This window comes from Pantoea sp. X-Soil-ISGK-285, from assembly GCF_059730815.1.
This window is the reverse complement of record NZ_AP035938.1, coordinates 1,458,285-1,472,166: the sequence shown is the minus strand read 5'-3', so window position 1 is coordinate 1,472,166 and position 13,882 is coordinate 1,458,285. Positions and strand designations below refer to the sequence as shown.

Annotated in this window: 16 protein-coding genes, 2 tRNA genes and 1 pseudogene; 16 read left to right on the top strand and 3 right to left on the bottom strand. The window is 65.4% G+C overall.

All coding sequences use genetic code 11. The features are described 5' to 3' along the window. Positions 1–118: 118 nt before the first annotated feature. From trbB to AC6I8B_RS06825, 15 genes and pseudogenes are all read left to right on the top strand, one after another. Positions 119–1,159, top strand: coding sequence for a P-type conjugative transfer ATPase TrbB (trbB, locus tag AC6I8B_RS06895; protein WP_497817633.1), 1,041 nt, complete (start codon positions 119–121; stop codon positions 1,157–1,159). 50 nt (positions 1,160–1,209) lie between these two features. Further along, positions 1,210–1,503 carry a TrbC/VirB2 family type IV secretion system protein gene (locus tag AC6I8B_RS06890; protein WP_176614068.1) on the top strand — a complete coding sequence of 98 codons (294 nt, stop codon included), beginning with the start codon at positions 1,210–1,212 and terminating at the stop codon, positions 1,501–1,503. After that, complete coding sequence (locus AC6I8B_RS06885; protein WP_497817632.1) at positions 1,503–1,784, top strand: VirB3 family type IV secretion system protein; 282 nt, start codon at positions 1,503–1,505, stop codon at positions 1,782–1,784. The genes AC6I8B_RS06890 and AC6I8B_RS06885 overlap by 1 nt, the downstream gene beginning before the upstream one ends. Before the next feature lie 13 nt (positions 1,785–1,797). After that, a complete protein-coding gene (gene trbE / locus AC6I8B_RS06880) occupies positions 1,798–4,236 on the top strand; it encodes a conjugal transfer protein TrbE (protein ID WP_497817631.1) in 2,439 nt (812 codons plus the stop codon). Next, positions 4,233–4,991: a P-type conjugative transfer protein TrbJ gene (gene trbJ / locus AC6I8B_RS06875; protein WP_497817630.1), complete on the top strand. Its 759-nt coding sequence runs from the start codon at positions 4,233–4,235 to the stop codon at positions 4,989–4,991. The genes trbE and trbJ overlap by 4 nt, the downstream gene beginning before the upstream one ends. Before the next feature lie 10 nt (positions 4,992–5,001). Next, the gene (gene trbK-alt, locus AC6I8B_RS06870) at positions 5,002–5,346 is read left to right on the top strand and encodes a putative entry exclusion protein TrbK-alt (protein ID WP_497817629.1); all 345 of its coding nucleotides are present in this window, start codon (positions 5,002–5,004) and stop codon (positions 5,344–5,346) included. Between the two features lies 1 nt (position 5,347). Next, positions 5,348–6,712, top strand: a complete 1,365-nt coding sequence (gene trbL, locus AC6I8B_RS06865; RefSeq protein WP_497817628.1) for a P-type conjugative transfer protein TrbL — start codon at positions 5,348–5,350, stop codon at positions 6,710–6,712. Positions 6,713–6,715: 3 nt separating this feature from the next. Continuing rightward, positions 6,716–7,399, top strand: a complete 684-nt coding sequence (trbF, locus tag AC6I8B_RS06860; RefSeq protein ID WP_497817627.1) for a conjugal transfer protein TrbF — start codon at positions 6,716–6,718, stop codon at positions 7,397–7,399. Then, a complete protein-coding gene (gene trbG, locus AC6I8B_RS06855; protein WP_497817626.1) occupies positions 7,396–8,472 on the top strand; it encodes a P-type conjugative transfer protein TrbG in 1,077 nt (358 codons plus the stop codon). The genes trbF and trbG overlap by 4 nt, the downstream gene beginning before the upstream one ends. Continuing rightward, positions 8,469–9,719, top strand: a complete 1,251-nt coding sequence (locus AC6I8B_RS06850) for a TraB/TrbI/VirB10 family type IV secretion system protein (RefSeq protein ID WP_497817625.1) — start codon at positions 8,469–8,471, stop codon at positions 9,717–9,719. The genes trbG and AC6I8B_RS06850 overlap by 4 nt, the downstream gene beginning before the upstream one ends. Before the next feature lies 1 nt (position 9,720). After that, positions 9,721–9,957, top strand: a complete 237-nt coding sequence (locus AC6I8B_RS06845) for a DUF2274 domain-containing protein (RefSeq protein ID WP_497817624.1) — start codon at positions 9,721–9,723, stop codon at positions 9,955–9,957. 117 nt (positions 9,958–10,074) lie between these two features. Continuing rightward, positions 10,075–10,374 carry a hypothetical protein gene (locus AC6I8B_RS06840; protein ID WP_497817623.1) on the top strand — a complete coding sequence of 100 codons (300 nt, stop codon included), beginning with the start codon at positions 10,075–10,077 and terminating at the stop codon, positions 10,372–10,374. Beyond that, complete coding sequence (locus tag AC6I8B_RS06835; RefSeq protein ID WP_497817622.1) at positions 10,371–10,724, top strand: toxin-antitoxin system TumE family protein; 354 nt, start codon at positions 10,371–10,373, stop codon at positions 10,722–10,724. The genes AC6I8B_RS06840 and AC6I8B_RS06835 overlap by 4 nt, the downstream gene beginning before the upstream one ends. After that, positions 10,721–11,110 carry an HVO_A0114 family putative DNA-binding protein gene (locus AC6I8B_RS06830; protein ID WP_497817621.1) on the top strand — a complete coding sequence of 130 codons (390 nt, stop codon included), beginning with the start codon at positions 10,721–10,723 and terminating at the stop codon, positions 11,108–11,110. The genes AC6I8B_RS06835 and AC6I8B_RS06830 overlap by 4 nt, the downstream gene beginning before the upstream one ends. Beyond that, positions 11,107–12,150 (top strand): annotated as a pseudogene (locus AC6I8B_RS06825) (recombinase family protein); the annotation flags it as partial. The gene AC6I8B_RS06830 and the pseudogene AC6I8B_RS06825, both read left to right, overlap by 4 nt. A 222-nt stretch (positions 12,151–12,372) precedes the next feature. On the opposite strand, the gene AC6I8B_RS06820 reads toward AC6I8B_RS06825, so the two are convergent. The 3 genes from AC6I8B_RS06820 to AC6I8B_RS06810 all read right to left on the bottom strand — a co-directional run bounded on the left by AC6I8B_RS06820 (position 12,373) and on the right by AC6I8B_RS06810 (position 12,969). Continuing rightward, complete coding sequence (locus AC6I8B_RS06820) at positions 12,373–12,768, bottom strand: hypothetical protein (RefSeq protein WP_497817620.1); 396 nt, start codon at positions 12,766–12,768, stop codon at positions 12,373–12,375. Further along, positions 12,727–12,814: transfer RNA gene (locus AC6I8B_RS06815), tRNA-Ser, on the bottom strand. The genes AC6I8B_RS06820 and AC6I8B_RS06815 overlap by 42 nt, the downstream gene beginning before the upstream one ends. A gap of 67 nt (positions 12,815–12,881) precedes the next feature. After that, positions 12,882–12,969 (bottom strand) — tRNA-Ser (locus tag AC6I8B_RS06810). Positions 12,970–13,189: 220 nt separating this feature from the next. On the opposite strand from AC6I8B_RS06810, the gene yccA reads away from it, so the two are divergent. Continuing rightward, the gene (gene yccA / locus AC6I8B_RS06805; RefSeq protein WP_003850014.1) at positions 13,190–13,843 is read left to right on the top strand and encodes an FtsH protease modulator YccA; all 654 of its coding nucleotides are present in this window, start codon (positions 13,190–13,192) and stop codon (positions 13,841–13,843) included. The last annotated feature ends 39 nt before the right edge of the window (positions 13,844–13,882 follow it).

The window sequence follows — 13,882 nt, the reverse complement described above, 5'->3', positions numbered from 1 at the left end:
CATTTCTCGCCGATCCCCGCACGACATTCGATAGTTGTTGAACCAGCCTGATTTCGGGCTCTTTTAATCATCCCCGTCCGGGGACCGTCTGTTTCTCCCCGGCCGACACGGGGATCAGATGGCGGCTTCGCATCACAACTCGGAAGGACTGGCACGCGGCGCGCGGATGCTGCGCACGGCGCTGGGGCCTGCGATTGCCCGGTATCTGGAAGACGCCGCCGTCGTCGAGGTGATGTTGAACCCGGACGGGCGCATCTGGATCGATCGTCTTTCCAAAGGGCTGTCCGACACGGGCGAGCGGCTGTCACCCGCCGATGGCGAACGCATCGTGCGCCTGGTTGCGCATCATGTCGGCGCCGAGGTCCATGCGGGCGCACCGCGCGTCTCGGCCGAGCTGCCCGAGACCGGCGAGCGGTTCGAGGGCCTGCTGCCGCCCGTCGTCGCGGCTCCCGCCTTCGCCATCCGCAAGCCTGCCGTCGCGGTGTTCACGCTCGACGATTACGTCGCAGCCGGCATCATGTCCGCCGCGCAAGCCGAGGCGCTGCGGACGGGCGTAGCGGCGCGGGCCAACATCCTCGTCGCCGGCGGTACGTCGACTGGCAAGACGACGCTGACCAACGCGCTGCTGGCCGAGGTGGCGAAGACCGCCGATCGCGTCGTCATCATCGAGGATACGCGCGAACTGCAATGCGCCGCGCCCAACCTCGTTGCCATGCGCACCAAGGATGGCGTCGCCTCGCTGTCCGATCTCGTCCGCTCATCGCTTCGCCTGCGCCCCGACCGCATCCCGATCGGCGAGGTGCGCGGCGCCGAAGCCCTCGACCTCTTGAAGGCATGGGGGACCGGCCATCCCGGCGGCATCGGCACCATCCACGCCGGCAGCGCCATCGGCGCCCTGCGCCGGATGGAACAGCTCATTCAGGAAGCCGTCGTCACCGTCCCGCGCGCCCTGATCGCCGAGACCATCGATCTCGTCGCCGTCCTATCCGGCCGTGGTTCCGCGCGCCGGCTGTCCGAATTCGCCCGCGTCGAGGGCCTCGGTCCCGATGGCGATTACCGCGTCGCACCCGCCGTCGGCCTTCCCGTTTCCGGGGCCGACGGTGCTGCGGCTTCCCCCCGTCGAGCCCTCGACACCAACCCCGAAGGAGAAAATCTGTGATCCAACGCCACCATCCCGCGCGGCTGACCCGCGTCCGCCATCGCCTCGCCATGACCGTATCGGTTGCCACGCTCAGCGTGGTTATGGCCGCGCCCGCTTACGCCTCCGGCTCGTCCATGCCGTGGGAACAGCCGCTGCAACAGATCTTGCAGTCGATCGAAGGCCCGGTCGCCAAGATCATCGCGGTCATCATCATTATCACCACGGGCCTGACGCTGGCCTTCGGCGATACGTCGGGCGGTTTCCGCCGACTGATCCAGATCGTGTTCGGCCTGTCGATCGCGTTCGCGGCAAGCTCGTTCTTCCTGTCGTTCTTCTCGTTCGGCGGCGGGGCGCTGGTCTGATGGCGAGCGCCGTCGATCAGGGCGGGGACGTACCCGGCTATACCGTCCCTTTGCACCGGGCGCTGTCCGAACCGATCCTGCTCGGCGGCGCGCCGCGCGCCATCGCCATCATGAACGGGACGCTCGCCGGCGCGGTCGGTCTCGGCCTGCGGCTGTGGCTGGTCGGCCTCGCCATCTGGGCGATCGGGCATTTCGCGGCGGTGTGGGCGGCGAAGCGAGACCCACTCTTCGTCGAGGTCGGCCGCCGCCACCTGCGCATCCCCGCGCACCTCGCAGTCTGAGGGGAGCGCGACCATGATGAACCTCGCCGAATATCGCAATCGCAACAGCCGGCTTGCCGACTTCCTGCCCTGGGTGGCGCTGGTTGGTGCCGGCATCGTGCTCAACAAGGACGGCAGCTTCCAGCGGACCGCACGGTTTCGCGGTCCCGATCTGGATTCCGCCGTGCCAGCCGAGTTGGTCGCGGTCGCGGGCCGGTTGAACAACGCCTTCCGCCGCCTTGGCTCCGGCTGGGCCATCTTCGTCGAAGCGCAGCGCCATCCGGCAGCGACCTATCCCGACAGCACGTTCCCAGATGCCGCGTCGGCTCTGGTCGATGCCGAGCGCAAGGCCGATTTCGAGGAAGCCGGTGCGCATTTCGAGTCCAGCTATTTCCTGACCTTCACCTACCTGCCGCCGGCCGAGGACGCGGCGCGCGCCGAGACTTGGCTTTACGAGGGCCGCGAACAATCCGGCGTCGATGGACGGGAAGTGCTCTCGGTCTTCGCCGATCGCACCGACCGGCTGCTACGCCTGATCGAAGCCTTCATGCCCGAATGCCACTGGCTCGATGATGCGGAGACGCTGACCTATCTGCACGGCTGCGTTTCCACGCACCGGCATCGCGTTCGCGTGCCGGAGACGCCGATGTATCTCGACGCGCTGCTCGCCGACCAGCCGCTCACCGGCGGGCTGGAGCCGCGCCTGGGATCGTCGCATCTCCGCGTGCTGACCATCACCGGCTTCCCGACCGCGACGACGCCGGGCCTGCTCGACGAGCTGAACCGGCTTGCCTTTCCCTATCGCTGGTCCACCCGCGCCATCCTCCTCGACAAGACCGACGCGACCAAGCTGCTGACCAAGATCAGGCGGCAATGGTTCGCCAAGCGCAAGTCGATCGCCGCCATCCTGAAGGAGGTGATGACCAACGAGCAATCCGTGCTCGTGGACACGGATGCGTCGAACAAGGCGGCGGATGCCGACCTCGCCTTGCAGGAGCTGGGCGCTGACTATGCTGGGATCGCTTATGTCACCGCGACGGTGACGGTGTGGGACACCGACCCGCGCATCGCCGACGAGAAGTTGCGGCTGGTCGAGAAGGTCATCCAGGGCCGCGACTTCACCGCGATGGCCGAGACCATCAACGCGGTGGATGCCTGGCTCGGCAGCCTGCCGGGCCACGTCTACGCCAACGTCAGGCAACCGCCCATCAGCACCTTGAACCTCGCCCATATGATCCCGCTATCGGCGGTGTGGGCGGGGCGGGAACGGGACGAGCATTTTGCGGCACCCCCACTGCTCTTCGGCAAGACCGAAGGCTCGACCCCGTTCCGGTTTTCCCTTCATGTCGGCGATGTCGGCCATACGCTGATCGTCGGCCCGACCGGCGCCGGCAAGTCGGTGCTGCTGGCGCTCATGGCGCTCCAGTTCCGCCGCTACGCCCGCGCGCAGGTCTTCGCCTTCGATTTCGGCGGTTCGATCCGCGCCGCCGCGCTCGCCATGCATGGCGATTGGCACGATCTCGGCGGCGGGCTGACGGATGGTTCGGAAACCTCCGTCAGTCTTCAACCGCTGTCCCGTGTCGATGATGCCGCCGAACGGGCATGGGCCGCCAACTGGATCGGCGCGATCCTGTCGCGCGAGAGCGTCACCATCACGCCGGAGGTGAAGGAGCATCTCTGGACGGCGCTGACCTCATTGGCCTCAGCGCCGATCGAGGAGAGGACGATCACCGGCCTGTGCGTCCTGCTCCAGTCCAACGACCTGAAGCAGGCATTGCGGCCATACTGCATCGGTGGGGCCTGGGGCCGGTTGCTCGACGCAGAGGCCGAACATCTCGGCACCGCCACCGTGCAGGCGTTCGAGACCGAAGGGCTGATCGGCACCGACGCCGCGCCGGCCGTGCTCGCCTATCTGTTCCACCGGATCGAAGACCGGCTCGACGGATCGCCGACGCTCATCATCGTCGACGAAGGCTGGCTCGCGCTCGACGACGAGGGCTTCGCCGGCCAGCTCCGCGAATGGCTGAAGACGCTGCGCAAGAAGAACGCTTCCGTCATTTTCGCCACGCAATCGCTGTCTGACATCGACGGGTCGGCTATCGCGCCCGCGATCATCGAGAGCTGCCAGACCCGGTTGCTGCTGCCGAACGAACGGGCGATCGAGCCGCAGATCACCGCCATCTATCGCCGCTTTGGTCTCAACGACCGCCAGATCGAGATTCTCGCGCGGGCGATGCCCAAGCGCGACTATTACTGCCAGTCGCGGCACGGCAACCGGCTCTTCGAGCTGGGCCTGTCCGAGGTGGCGCTGGCGCTCTGCGCCGCGTCATCGAAGTCCGATCAGACCGCCATCGCCGGCATCGTCGCCGAGCATGGCGCGGACGGCTTTCTCGCCGCCTGGCTGCGCCTTCGCGATCTCGGCTGGGCCGCCGATCTCATCCCCAACCTCGCCAACCTGGAGACCTTGTCATGATACTGCGCCGTTCCCGCGCGGCGATGCTCGCCGCGTCCATCCTGTCCGTCCCGCTGGCCCTGTCGCCGATCGTCACGACCCCGGCCTACGCCATCATCGTGTTCGACCCGTCGAACTATGCGCAGAACGTCATCCAGGCGGCCCGCGCCCTCCAGCAGATCACCAACCAGATCACCTCGCTTCAGAACGAAGCGCAGATGCTCATCAACCAGGCGCGTAACCTTGCGAGCTTGCCATACTCGTCGCTGCAACAGCTTCAGCAGTCGGTCCAGAAGACCCAACAGCTTCTGCAACAGGCGCAGAACATCGCCTATGACGTGAAGCAGATCGACCAGGCGTTCGCCCAGAAATATTCGACCGCCTCCATGTCGGTGTCGGATCAGCAGCTCGTCGCCGGCGCCAAGGCCCGCTGGGAGAACACGGTCGGCGGCTTGCAGGACGCGATGCGCGTGCAGGCGACCGTCGTCGGCAATATCGACACCAACCGCACGCAGATGTCGGCGCTGGTCGGATCGAGCCAATCCGCCACCGGCGCCTTGCAGGCGACGCAGGCCGGCAACCAGCTTCTCGCGCTTCAGGCCCAGCAGCTCGCCGACCTCACCGCCGTCGTCGCCGCCAACGGCCGCGCGCAGGCGCTGCAATCGGCCGAACAGGCCGCCGCCGCGGCGCAGGGTCAGGAACAGCGCCGCCGCTTCCTGACGCCGGGCGCCGGCTATCAGGCCGGCAACGCCCAGATGTTCTACGGCAACCACTGAGGCAGGGCCGATGGACGGCAAGACCCTCGCACGCATCGGCGCCATTGCCTTCGTCGCCATCGCCATCATCGCGACCGCGATCGAGATGAATCGCCACGACGATCCGCAGAGTGCCGCACCGACACAGGCATCGCCGGCCCCGGAGCGAGATCCGCTGGACGCGGAACTCGCCCGGTGCAGCGGGATCGGCGAAGCGGGTGCCCGCGATCCGGCCTGCCTGAAGGCGTGGGCCGAGAACCGCCGTCGCTTCCTCGGCCAGCCGGCTGCGGCTGGGGCCGCTGCGTCCGCCCCATCGGCGGCACCAACCACGCTGTTTCCGGCCGAAACGCAATCCGCCCAACCGGGGACGCGCTGACATGGGCGGCACCGGCGTCATCGATCATTTCCTCGAAGTCTTCACCCGCTACATCGACAGCGGCTTCGGGCTGCTCAAACCCGAGGTGGCCTTCATCGCCACCACGCTGATCGTCATCGACGTGACGTTGGCGGCGCTGTTCTGGTCGATGGGCGGCGACGAGGATATCATCGCCCGGCTGGTCAAGAAGACGCTGTTCGTCGGCGTGTTCGCCTACATCATCGGCAACTGGAATAACCTCGCCCGCATCGTCTTCGACAGCTTCGCCGGCCTCGGCCTGAAGGCGTCCGGCACCGGTTTTTCGGTCGGCGATCTGCTGCGCCCTGGCAAAGTCGCGCAGACCGGGCTCGACGCCGGGCGTCCGCTGCTCGATTCGATCTCGAATCTGATGGGCTATTGGTCCTTCTTCGAGAACTTCATCCAGATCGCCTGCATGTTGTTCGCCTGGGCGCTGGTGCTGCTCGCCTTCTTCGTGCTCGCCGTCCAGCTCTTCGTCACGCTGATCGAGTTCAAGCTGACGACGCTCGCCGGCTTCGTGCTGATCCCCTTCGGCCTGTTCGGCAAGTCCGCCTTCATGGCCGAACGGGTGCTCGGCAATGTCATCTCCAGCGGCATCAAGGTGCTGGTGCTCGCCGTCATCATCGGCATCGGCTCGACGCTGTTTGCCGAGTTCACGCGCGGCTTCAACGGCGCGACGCCGTCGATCGACGATGCCATGGCAATCGTGCTCGCCGCCTTGTCGTTGCTCGGCCTCGGCATCTTCGGCCCCGGCATCGCCAACGGCCTCGTCTCCGGCGGCCCGCAGCTCGGCGCGGGCGCGGCGATCGGCACGGGGCTCGCCGCCGGTGGCATGGTTGCAGCCGGAGGTGCTGCGATCGGCGCCGTCGCATCCGGTGGCGCTGCCCTTGCCGGGGGTGCCGCTGCTGCCGCCCGTGGCGGGGCCGCGCTCGCGGGCGGCGCGTCCACCGCCTACAGCCTCGGCGCGGCCGGTCAGTCCGGTGCATCGGCTGTCGCCTCCGGTCTCGGCAATGTCGCCTCGACCGGCGCACAGGCCGCTGTGTCGCCGCTCAAACGCGCGGCCGGCCGTGCCGCCGACAGCATGAAGCAGAGCTACCAGTCCGGTGCGCGCACCGCCTTCGAGGTGTCGGGCGGATCATCGACGGCCGGCACGGTCGGCGGCGACGCCACTGATGCCGCGTCCGCACCGGCTGCATCGTCTGCCGCACCCGGCAGCCCGCCCGCTTGGGCGACGCGGATGCAGCGCTCCCAGAAACTCTCCCACGGCGTGCAGGCCGCCGCCCATGCCGTCAAATCCGGCGACGCCCATGGCGGCGGCGCGTCCGTCAATCTTTCCGAAAGCGACTGATCCATGTTCAAGCGACCTTCCGCCCATTACGGCAAATCCCCCGAACCCGAGACGCCCTATCAGCGCGCCGCGCAGGTCTGGGACGACCGCATCGGGTCGGCTCGCGTGCAGGCGAAGAACTGGCGGCTGATGGCCTTCGGCTCGCTGGCGCTCTCCGCCGGCCTGTCGGGCGCGCTGGTCTGGCAATCGCTGAACGGCTCGATCGTGCCGTGGGTGGTGCAGGTCGACAAGCTCGGTCAGGCACAAGCCGTCGCGCCCGCCACTGCCGACTATCAGCCGAACGATGCGCAGATCGCCTTCTACCTCGCGCGCTTCATCGAGCAGGTCAGAAGCATTCCCTCCGACGCGATCATCGTGCGGCAGAACTGGCTCCGGGCCTATGACTTCACCACGCAGGGCGGTGCACTGGCGCTGAACGACTATGCCCGCGCCAACGACCCCTTCGCCAAGGTCGGCAAGCAGCAGATCGCGGTCGAGGTCTCCAGCGTCATCCGCGCCTCGCCGTCGAGCTTCCGCATCGCCTGGATCGAGCGCCGCTATCAGGACGGCAGCCTCGCCGCCACCGAGCGCTGGTCGGCGATCGTCACCGTCGCCGTGCAGCCGCCCCATGACGCCGACACGCTCAGGAAGAACCCGCTCGGAATCTACATCAACGCCATCAACTGGTCGAAGGAGCTTTCGCAATGACACCGACCTTCCGTCATGCCGGGAGGCCGGCTTTCCTCATCCTCGCCTTTCCAGGTGTCCGCTTCGGCGGCTTTCCGGGTTTACGTAAATCCGGCTTGCCGCTTCTGCTGCTTTGCACATCGGCGCTCGCCGGCTGCGCCGGACATACCCCGCCGCCGGACATCGCCTATGACGACGCGGCGCCCGCCGTCATCGCCGTCGATCCGCCCAAGCCCGTGCAGGTCATCGAATTGCCGAAGGTTTTGCCGCTGCCCGGCCAGTTGAAGCTGGTTGGCAAGGACGGCAAACCAACCCCCGAGCTGCCGGACCCTGCCGCGCGCGTCAGTGAGGCCAATGCCGCCGCCCGGATGCAGCCGGTGCGGGGCGGCTTCATCAATGCGATGCAAGTCTATCCCTTCGTCGATGGCGCGCTCTACCAGGTCTATGCTTCGCCGGGGCAGATCACCGATATCGGTCTCCAGCCCGGCGAGACGCTGGTCGGCGCCGGCCCGGTCGCGGCCGGCGACACCGTGCGCTGGGTGATCGGCGATACCGAGAGCGGCGCGGGCGCGGCGAAACAAATCCATATCCTGGTGAAGCCGACACGCGCCGACCTGATGACCAATCTCGTCATCAATACCGATCGGCGCACCTATCACATGGAGCTGCGCTCGACGCCCGCGACCTATATGGCCTCGGTGTCCTGGCAATATCCGCAGGACCAGCTCATCGCCCTGCGCCGCCAGAATCAACAGGCGGAGGCTCAGCAGCCCGTCGCCAGCGGCGTCGATCTCGCGAAGGTCAATTTCCGCTACGAGGTCTCCGGCGACCGTGCCCCTTGGCGTCCGCTGCGCGCCTTCGACGACGGCCGGCAGGTGTTCATCGAGTTTCCGCGCGGTATCGCGCAAGGGGAAATGCCGCCGCTCTTCGTCGTCGGCCCCGAGGGCGACACCTCCGAACTGGTGAACTACCGGGTGCGCGGCAACTACATGATCGTCGACCGCCTGTTCGCCGCCGCCGAACTCCGCTTTGGCTCCGCCAAGGACCAGAAGCGTGTCCGCATCTCCCGCACCGATGGGAGGCCGGCATCGTGAGCGAGGAACATCCCGAGAAAGAAGAAGGCAAGAAGCCTGACAGGGCAGAGGATGACGCCAAGCCCCTGACCGGTGAACCCATTGCACCGATGCGGCTGCGTCCCGAGCCGCCGCGCGTCACGCGGCTGTCGCGCAAGGTGCTGGCCGGTCTCGGCCTGGTTGCCAGTCTCGGCGTCGGCGGCGCGCTGGTCTATGCGCTCCAGACCCGGAACGGCGGCCATCAGGGTCAGGAACTCTATTCCACCGACAACCGCACGACGCCGGATGGGCTGGCCGGCTTGCCCAAGGACTATAGCGGTGTGCCGAAGCTCGGCCCGCCGCTGCCGGGCGATCTCGGCCGCCCGATCCTCAATGCGCAGAACGCCGGCCAGCCGGTCCCCACGCCGGGGATCGCCACGCCCAATACCGGACCAGTCGGCCCCACGCCGGAGGAACAGCGCCAGGCGCAGGAGCTGGAGTCGGCCCGGACGGCGCGGTTGTTCGCCTCGACCGAAACCCGGCCCGCGAACAACGGGACAGCCGTGCAGCCGTCCACGATCGCGACGATGCCATCGACCGACCTTGCCAGCCTCGGCCTCGCACCCCAGCCGGCGACGCCCTCGGCGCAGGATCGCCAGCTCGCCTTCCTCAACCAGGCGCCCGACAAGCGCACCGTCGCGCCCGATCGCGTCGCGGCCCCGGCATCGCCGAACGTGCTTCAAGCCGGCGCGGTGATCCCCGCTGCGCTCATCACGGGCATCCGTTCCGATCTGCCCGGCCAGATCACCGCCCAGGTGACGGAGAACGTCTATGACAGTCCCACCGGCAAAATCCTGCTGATCCCGCAGGGGACGCGTGTCGTCGGCCAGTACGACAATGGCGTCGGCTTCGGTCAACGTCGTGTGTTGCTTGTCTGGACGCGGCTCATCATGCCGAACGGTCGCTCGATCGTTCTCGAGCGCCAGCCGGGCGCCGATGCCGAAGGCTATGCCGGCCTTGAGGATGGCGTCGATCATCACTGGTGGGATCTCGCCAAGGCCGCTGGCCTGTCGACGCTGCTCAGCATCGGATCGCAGGCCGGTTCGTCCGGTGAGGAAAGCGACATCGCCCGTGCCATCCGCCAGGGCGCGTCGGACGGCATCAGCCAGGTCGGCCGGCAGGTCGTCGGCCGCCAGCTCGACATCGCGCCCACACTGACCATCCGGCCGGGCTTCCCGGTCCGCGTCCTCGTCACCCGCGACATTGTATTAGAGACATACGGAGGCTGACATGGCGACGCTCAAACTCTCATCCATTCCCGACGACAAGCCGGTCAAGGTCACCCTGGAACTGCCAGCCGGCCTGCATCGCGATCTCACGGCCTATGCCGGCATCCTCGCCCAAGAGGCGGGACAGCCGTCCGCCGATCCCGTCCGCCTCATCGTCCCCATGCTGGAGCGCTTTATCGCCACCGATCGCGGCTTCGCCAAAGCCCGGCGGGCGTCCACGATCACGAAACGCGATTGAGGTATCGCGCTATGCAGACTTCACGACGATACAGATCGTCCCACACTCGATCGGCGGCGATCCGCCGCGCTTCTCGATCGGGTGATCCGACGACAACTTGCTCCAGACGGTGACGCCATGTCTCGACGCCGCGTCCAAAGGTCGGCGCGTCGGGCGTCTGACGCTCCCGGTGTCCTGCCTGACGACCTCTATGATTATTATACGGCCGAGCCCGGGCCGCGTCGCACCCCAACGCCGATCGAAGAGATCGAAACCTGGCGCGTCGTGGATGACTGGCCCGATCGCATTCCCGTCAGCGAAGCAGAGATCGAGGTGTTCGAGCGCTGGTTCGGAGACCTGTTCGACGAGTTGTTCGGTTCGCCATCGCCCGAAAAGGGCTTGAATAAGTTATCTCAATCTGATAACAAACTCCCATGAGCGAGGTTCGTGATCCGAGCCTCGACACGCTTCTGGACCTCGACGGGCAAGTGCTTGTCGTCGATCCCGACGGCGGTCATTGGGTGAAGTTCGTCGTGACACGCATTCCGGTTTCTCCGGAAAAACCGCACGGCCTCGATTACTCGCTCACGCTTCACGGGCCTTCGGGCGAACGGCTGGTCGGGTTCGACAATGCCCATCCGGTCGGCCGCCAGAAGAAGGGCGAGCCGCAGGACCATCGCCATCGGCTCCAGACCGTGAAGCCCTACGCCTATGAGGACGCCGGCACACTGCTGGCCGACTTCTGGGCACAGGTCGATGCGGTGTTGAAGGAGCGAGGCGTACTATGACGACCCTGAAAGTCGGCATCGCCGACTATGACGAGATGAAGGCCCGCACCATGCGGATCGCACGCGGCGAGGAAAAGCCGGCGTCGGACGATCCGAACGTGTGGTTCACCTCCACCGAATCCTTTGCCAAGGTTCTGTCCGCCGGCAATCGGGAACTGCTGCGCATCATCGCCGAGCAGGCGCCCGGATCGCTGGAGGAACTGGCCGAGATCACCGGCCGCGCCAAATCCAACCTGTCACGCACGCTCAAGACGATGGCCGGCTACGGCCTCGTCCGTATGGAGCCGGGCCAGGGGCGCAAGCTCGCGCCGAAGGTCGTGCATGATCGCGTCGAACTGGCGTTGCCGCTGGTCGAGGGCCGCAGGGCGGCGGGAGGCCGGCCATGAACGCTGAAACCCCGATCCTCTCGCAGCGCGCCGCGCTTTACTTGCGCGTCTCGACCGTCCGTCAGGCCGAACATGACGTGTCGATCCCCGATCAGCGCAAGCAGGGCGAAGCCTATTGCGCCTCGCGCGGCTATCAACTCGTCGATACCTTCGTGGAAGCGGGCGCGTCCGCCACCAATGATCGACGCCCCGAGTTCCAGCGCATGATCGAGGCGGGCACGTCCAAACCAGCGCCCTTCGATGTGGTGGTGGTCCACAGCTTCTCGCGCTTCTTCCGCGACCACTTCGAGCTGGAGTTCTACGTCCGCAAGCTCGCCAAGAACGGCGTCAAGCTCGTCTCCATCACGCAGGAAATGGGTGACGATCCCATGCACGTCATGATGCGGCAGATCATGGCGTTGTTCGACGAATACCAGTCGAAGGAGAACGCCAAGCACGTCTTGCGCGCCTTGAAGGAGAATGCCCGGCAAGGCTTCTGGAACGGGGCGCTTCCGCCGATCGGTTATCGCATCGTTGCGGCCGAGCAGCGCGCTTCCAAGACCAAGAAGAAGCTGGAGATCGACCCGCTGCACGCGGACACGATCCGCCTGATCTACCGGCTCGCCCTGGGCCGGGAAGGCGATGCCCCGCAGATGGGCGTCAAGGCGATCGTGAAATATCTCAATGAACGCGGCATCTTCACCCGCGACGGCGGACGCTGGGGCATCGGCCAGGTCCACCGCATCCTGACGCGGCGGACCTATATCGGCGAGCATCATTTCAACAAGCGCTCAAAGAGCAAGCAGTTGAAGCCGATCAGCGAAGTCGTGACCGTGCCGGTCCCGCCGATCATCGACATGGAGACGTTCGATACGGTGCAGGCGCTGTTGCAGGCCCGCAATCCCAAGACCGAGATGCCCGCGCGGGTTATCCTCGGCCCGACACTGCTGACCGGCATCTGCTTCTGCGACAAGTGCGGCGGTGCCATGACCGTGCGCACCGGCAAGAGCGGGCGCTATCGCTACTATGCCTGCTCGATCAAGGCACGGCAGGGAGAAACCGGCTGCAAGGGCCGCGCGATCCCGATGGACAAGCTCGACGGCCTTGTCGCTCACCATATCGAGGAACGGCTGCTCGATCCCGAACGGCTGGAAGACATCCTCTCGACCGTGCTGGATCGCCGGCAGGAGCAATCTGAACGCCGCCAGCAGCATATCGCCGAGCTGAACCGTCGCGCCGCTGAGTCGGAACTGCGCCTCAAGCGGCTCTACGACGCCATCGAATCAGGTGTTGCCGATCTGGACGATTCTTCGCTCAAGGAGCGTATCGCCGGCCTCAAGGTCATCCGCGACCAGTCGAAGCTGGATGCCGAACGCGCCCAAACGATGCTGGAAAGCTCCGGCCATAACGCCATCAGCCCGGCGATGGTCCGCCGCTTTGCACGGGTAGCCCGTGAACGGATGCGGATCGATGGGGGCGGCTATCGGCGGGATCATCTGCGCGCCCTTGCGCAACGCGTCGAGGTCGCAGATCGCGAAATCCGCATCCTGGGATCGAAGTCTGACCTGCTGAGGACGCTTGTCGCCGCACAGGGAGGGAAATCGGCGACTATTGGTGTGCCCAGTCAAGGACTGAAATGGCGGAGGAGGAGAGATTCGAACTCTCGGATGGTTTCCCATCGGCGGTTTTCAAGACCGCTGCCTTAAGCCGCTCGGCCACCCCTCCGTTTTGAAACTGTACTGCATTGGCAAAACATCTATTTTTGCCGCTTTATTGCCCAGGGCAGATAAAGTGGCGGAGGAGGAGAGATTCGAACTCTCGGATGGTTTCCCATCGGCGGTTTTCAAGACCGCTGCCTTAAGCCGCTCGGCCACCCCTCCGCAATGACGCGCACTATAAACACCCCGTTTAGGGATGTAAAGCACCTATCTGTCTATTCGCCTGAAAAACAGCCAGATTGTGATTTTTCGGTGTCAAAATCGCCACTCTGCTCAAACAATTAGCAGTTTAGCGCGTAAAGAAGGGTAAAACGCCTTTTCCCTCTTTAATGGCCTGCGTATTCTCGGCACATATTTGGTGTTCTGCTTAAAGGAGCGCAACATGGAAAGAATTGTCACCTCATCGCAGTCCTCACTGCTGTCTACGCACAGAGTTCTGCGCAATACCTATTTTCTTCTCGGACTGACCCTGGCCTTCTCGGCCGTTACGGCTACCGCCAGCACCCTGCTGGCCCTGCCTGCGCCGGGTTTAATCCTGATGCTGGTTGGCTTCTATGGCTTAATGTTTTTAACCTACCGTCTGGCTAACAGCCCGATGGGCATTCTGGCCGCTTTTGCCTTTACCGGCTTCCTGGGTTATTGCCTGGGGCCTATCCTGAGCTCATTCTTAACCGCAGGCATGGGTGACGTGATAGCGCTGGCGCTGGGCGGCACGGCGCTGGTGTTCTTCTGCTGTTCGGCTTACGTGCTGACCACACGTCGTGATATGTCCTTCCTCGGCGGCATGATGATGGCAGGTTTCGTTGTGTTGCTGGTTGCTGTGGTAGCCAACATCTTCCTGCAGCTGCCTGCATTGCATCTGGCCATCAGCGCCCTGTTCATTCTGTTTTCAGCTGGTGCGATTTTGTGGGAAACCAGCAACATCATTCACGGTGGCGAAACCAACTACATCCGGGCGACGGTCAGCCTCTATGTTTCGCTCTATAACATCTTTGTCAGCCTGCTGAGCCTGCTGGGGTTTGCCCGCAGTAACTAATCCGCAGTGACAGTAGCCTGTAAAACCCCGCTTCGGCGG

Excerpts from the sequence above, each read along its gene's own strand:
- trbB (WP_497817633.1), top strand. The coding sequence starts at position 119 with ATGGCGGCTTCGCATCACAACTCGGAAGGACTGGCACGCGGCGCGCGG.
- AC6I8B_RS06890 (WP_176614068.1), top strand. The coding sequence starts at position 1,210 with ATGACCGTATCGGTTGCCACGCTCAGCGTGGTTATGGCCGCGCCCGCT.
- AC6I8B_RS06885 (WP_497817632.1), top strand. The coding sequence starts at position 1,503 with ATGGCGAGCGCCGTCGATCAGGGCGGGGACGTACCCGGCTATACCGTC.
- trbE (WP_497817631.1), top strand. The coding sequence starts at position 1,798 with ATGATGAACCTCGCCGAATATCGCAATCGCAACAGCCGGCTTGCCGAC.
- trbJ (WP_497817630.1), top strand. The coding sequence starts at position 4,233 with ATGATACTGCGCCGTTCCCGCGCGGCGATGCTCGCCGCGTCCATCCTG.
- trbK-alt (WP_497817629.1), top strand. The coding sequence starts at position 5,002 with ATGGACGGCAAGACCCTCGCACGCATCGGCGCCATTGCCTTCGTCGCC.
- trbL (WP_497817628.1), top strand. The coding sequence starts at position 5,348 with ATGGGCGGCACCGGCGTCATCGATCATTTCCTCGAAGTCTTCACCCGC.
- trbF (WP_497817627.1), top strand. The coding sequence starts at position 6,716 with ATGTTCAAGCGACCTTCCGCCCATTACGGCAAATCCCCCGAACCCGAG.
- trbG (WP_497817626.1), top strand. The coding sequence starts at position 7,396 with ATGACACCGACCTTCCGTCATGCCGGGAGGCCGGCTTTCCTCATCCTC.
- AC6I8B_RS06845 (WP_497817624.1), top strand. The coding sequence starts at position 9,721 with ATGGCGACGCTCAAACTCTCATCCATTCCCGACGACAAGCCGGTCAAG.
- AC6I8B_RS06840 (WP_497817623.1), top strand. The coding sequence starts at position 10,075 with ATGTCTCGACGCCGCGTCCAAAGGTCGGCGCGTCGGGCGTCTGACGCT.
- AC6I8B_RS06835 (WP_497817622.1), top strand. The coding sequence starts at position 10,371 with ATGAGCGAGGTTCGTGATCCGAGCCTCGACACGCTTCTGGACCTCGAC.
- AC6I8B_RS06830 (WP_497817621.1), top strand. The coding sequence starts at position 10,721 with ATGACGACCCTGAAAGTCGGCATCGCCGACTATGACGAGATGAAGGCC.
- AC6I8B_RS06820 (WP_497817620.1), bottom strand. The coding sequence starts at position 12,768 with ATGGGAAACCATCCGAGAGTTCGAATCTCTCCTCCTCCGCCATTTCAG.
- yccA (WP_003850014.1), top strand. The coding sequence starts at position 13,190 with ATGGAAAGAATTGTCACCTCATCGCAGTCCTCACTGCTGTCTACGCAC.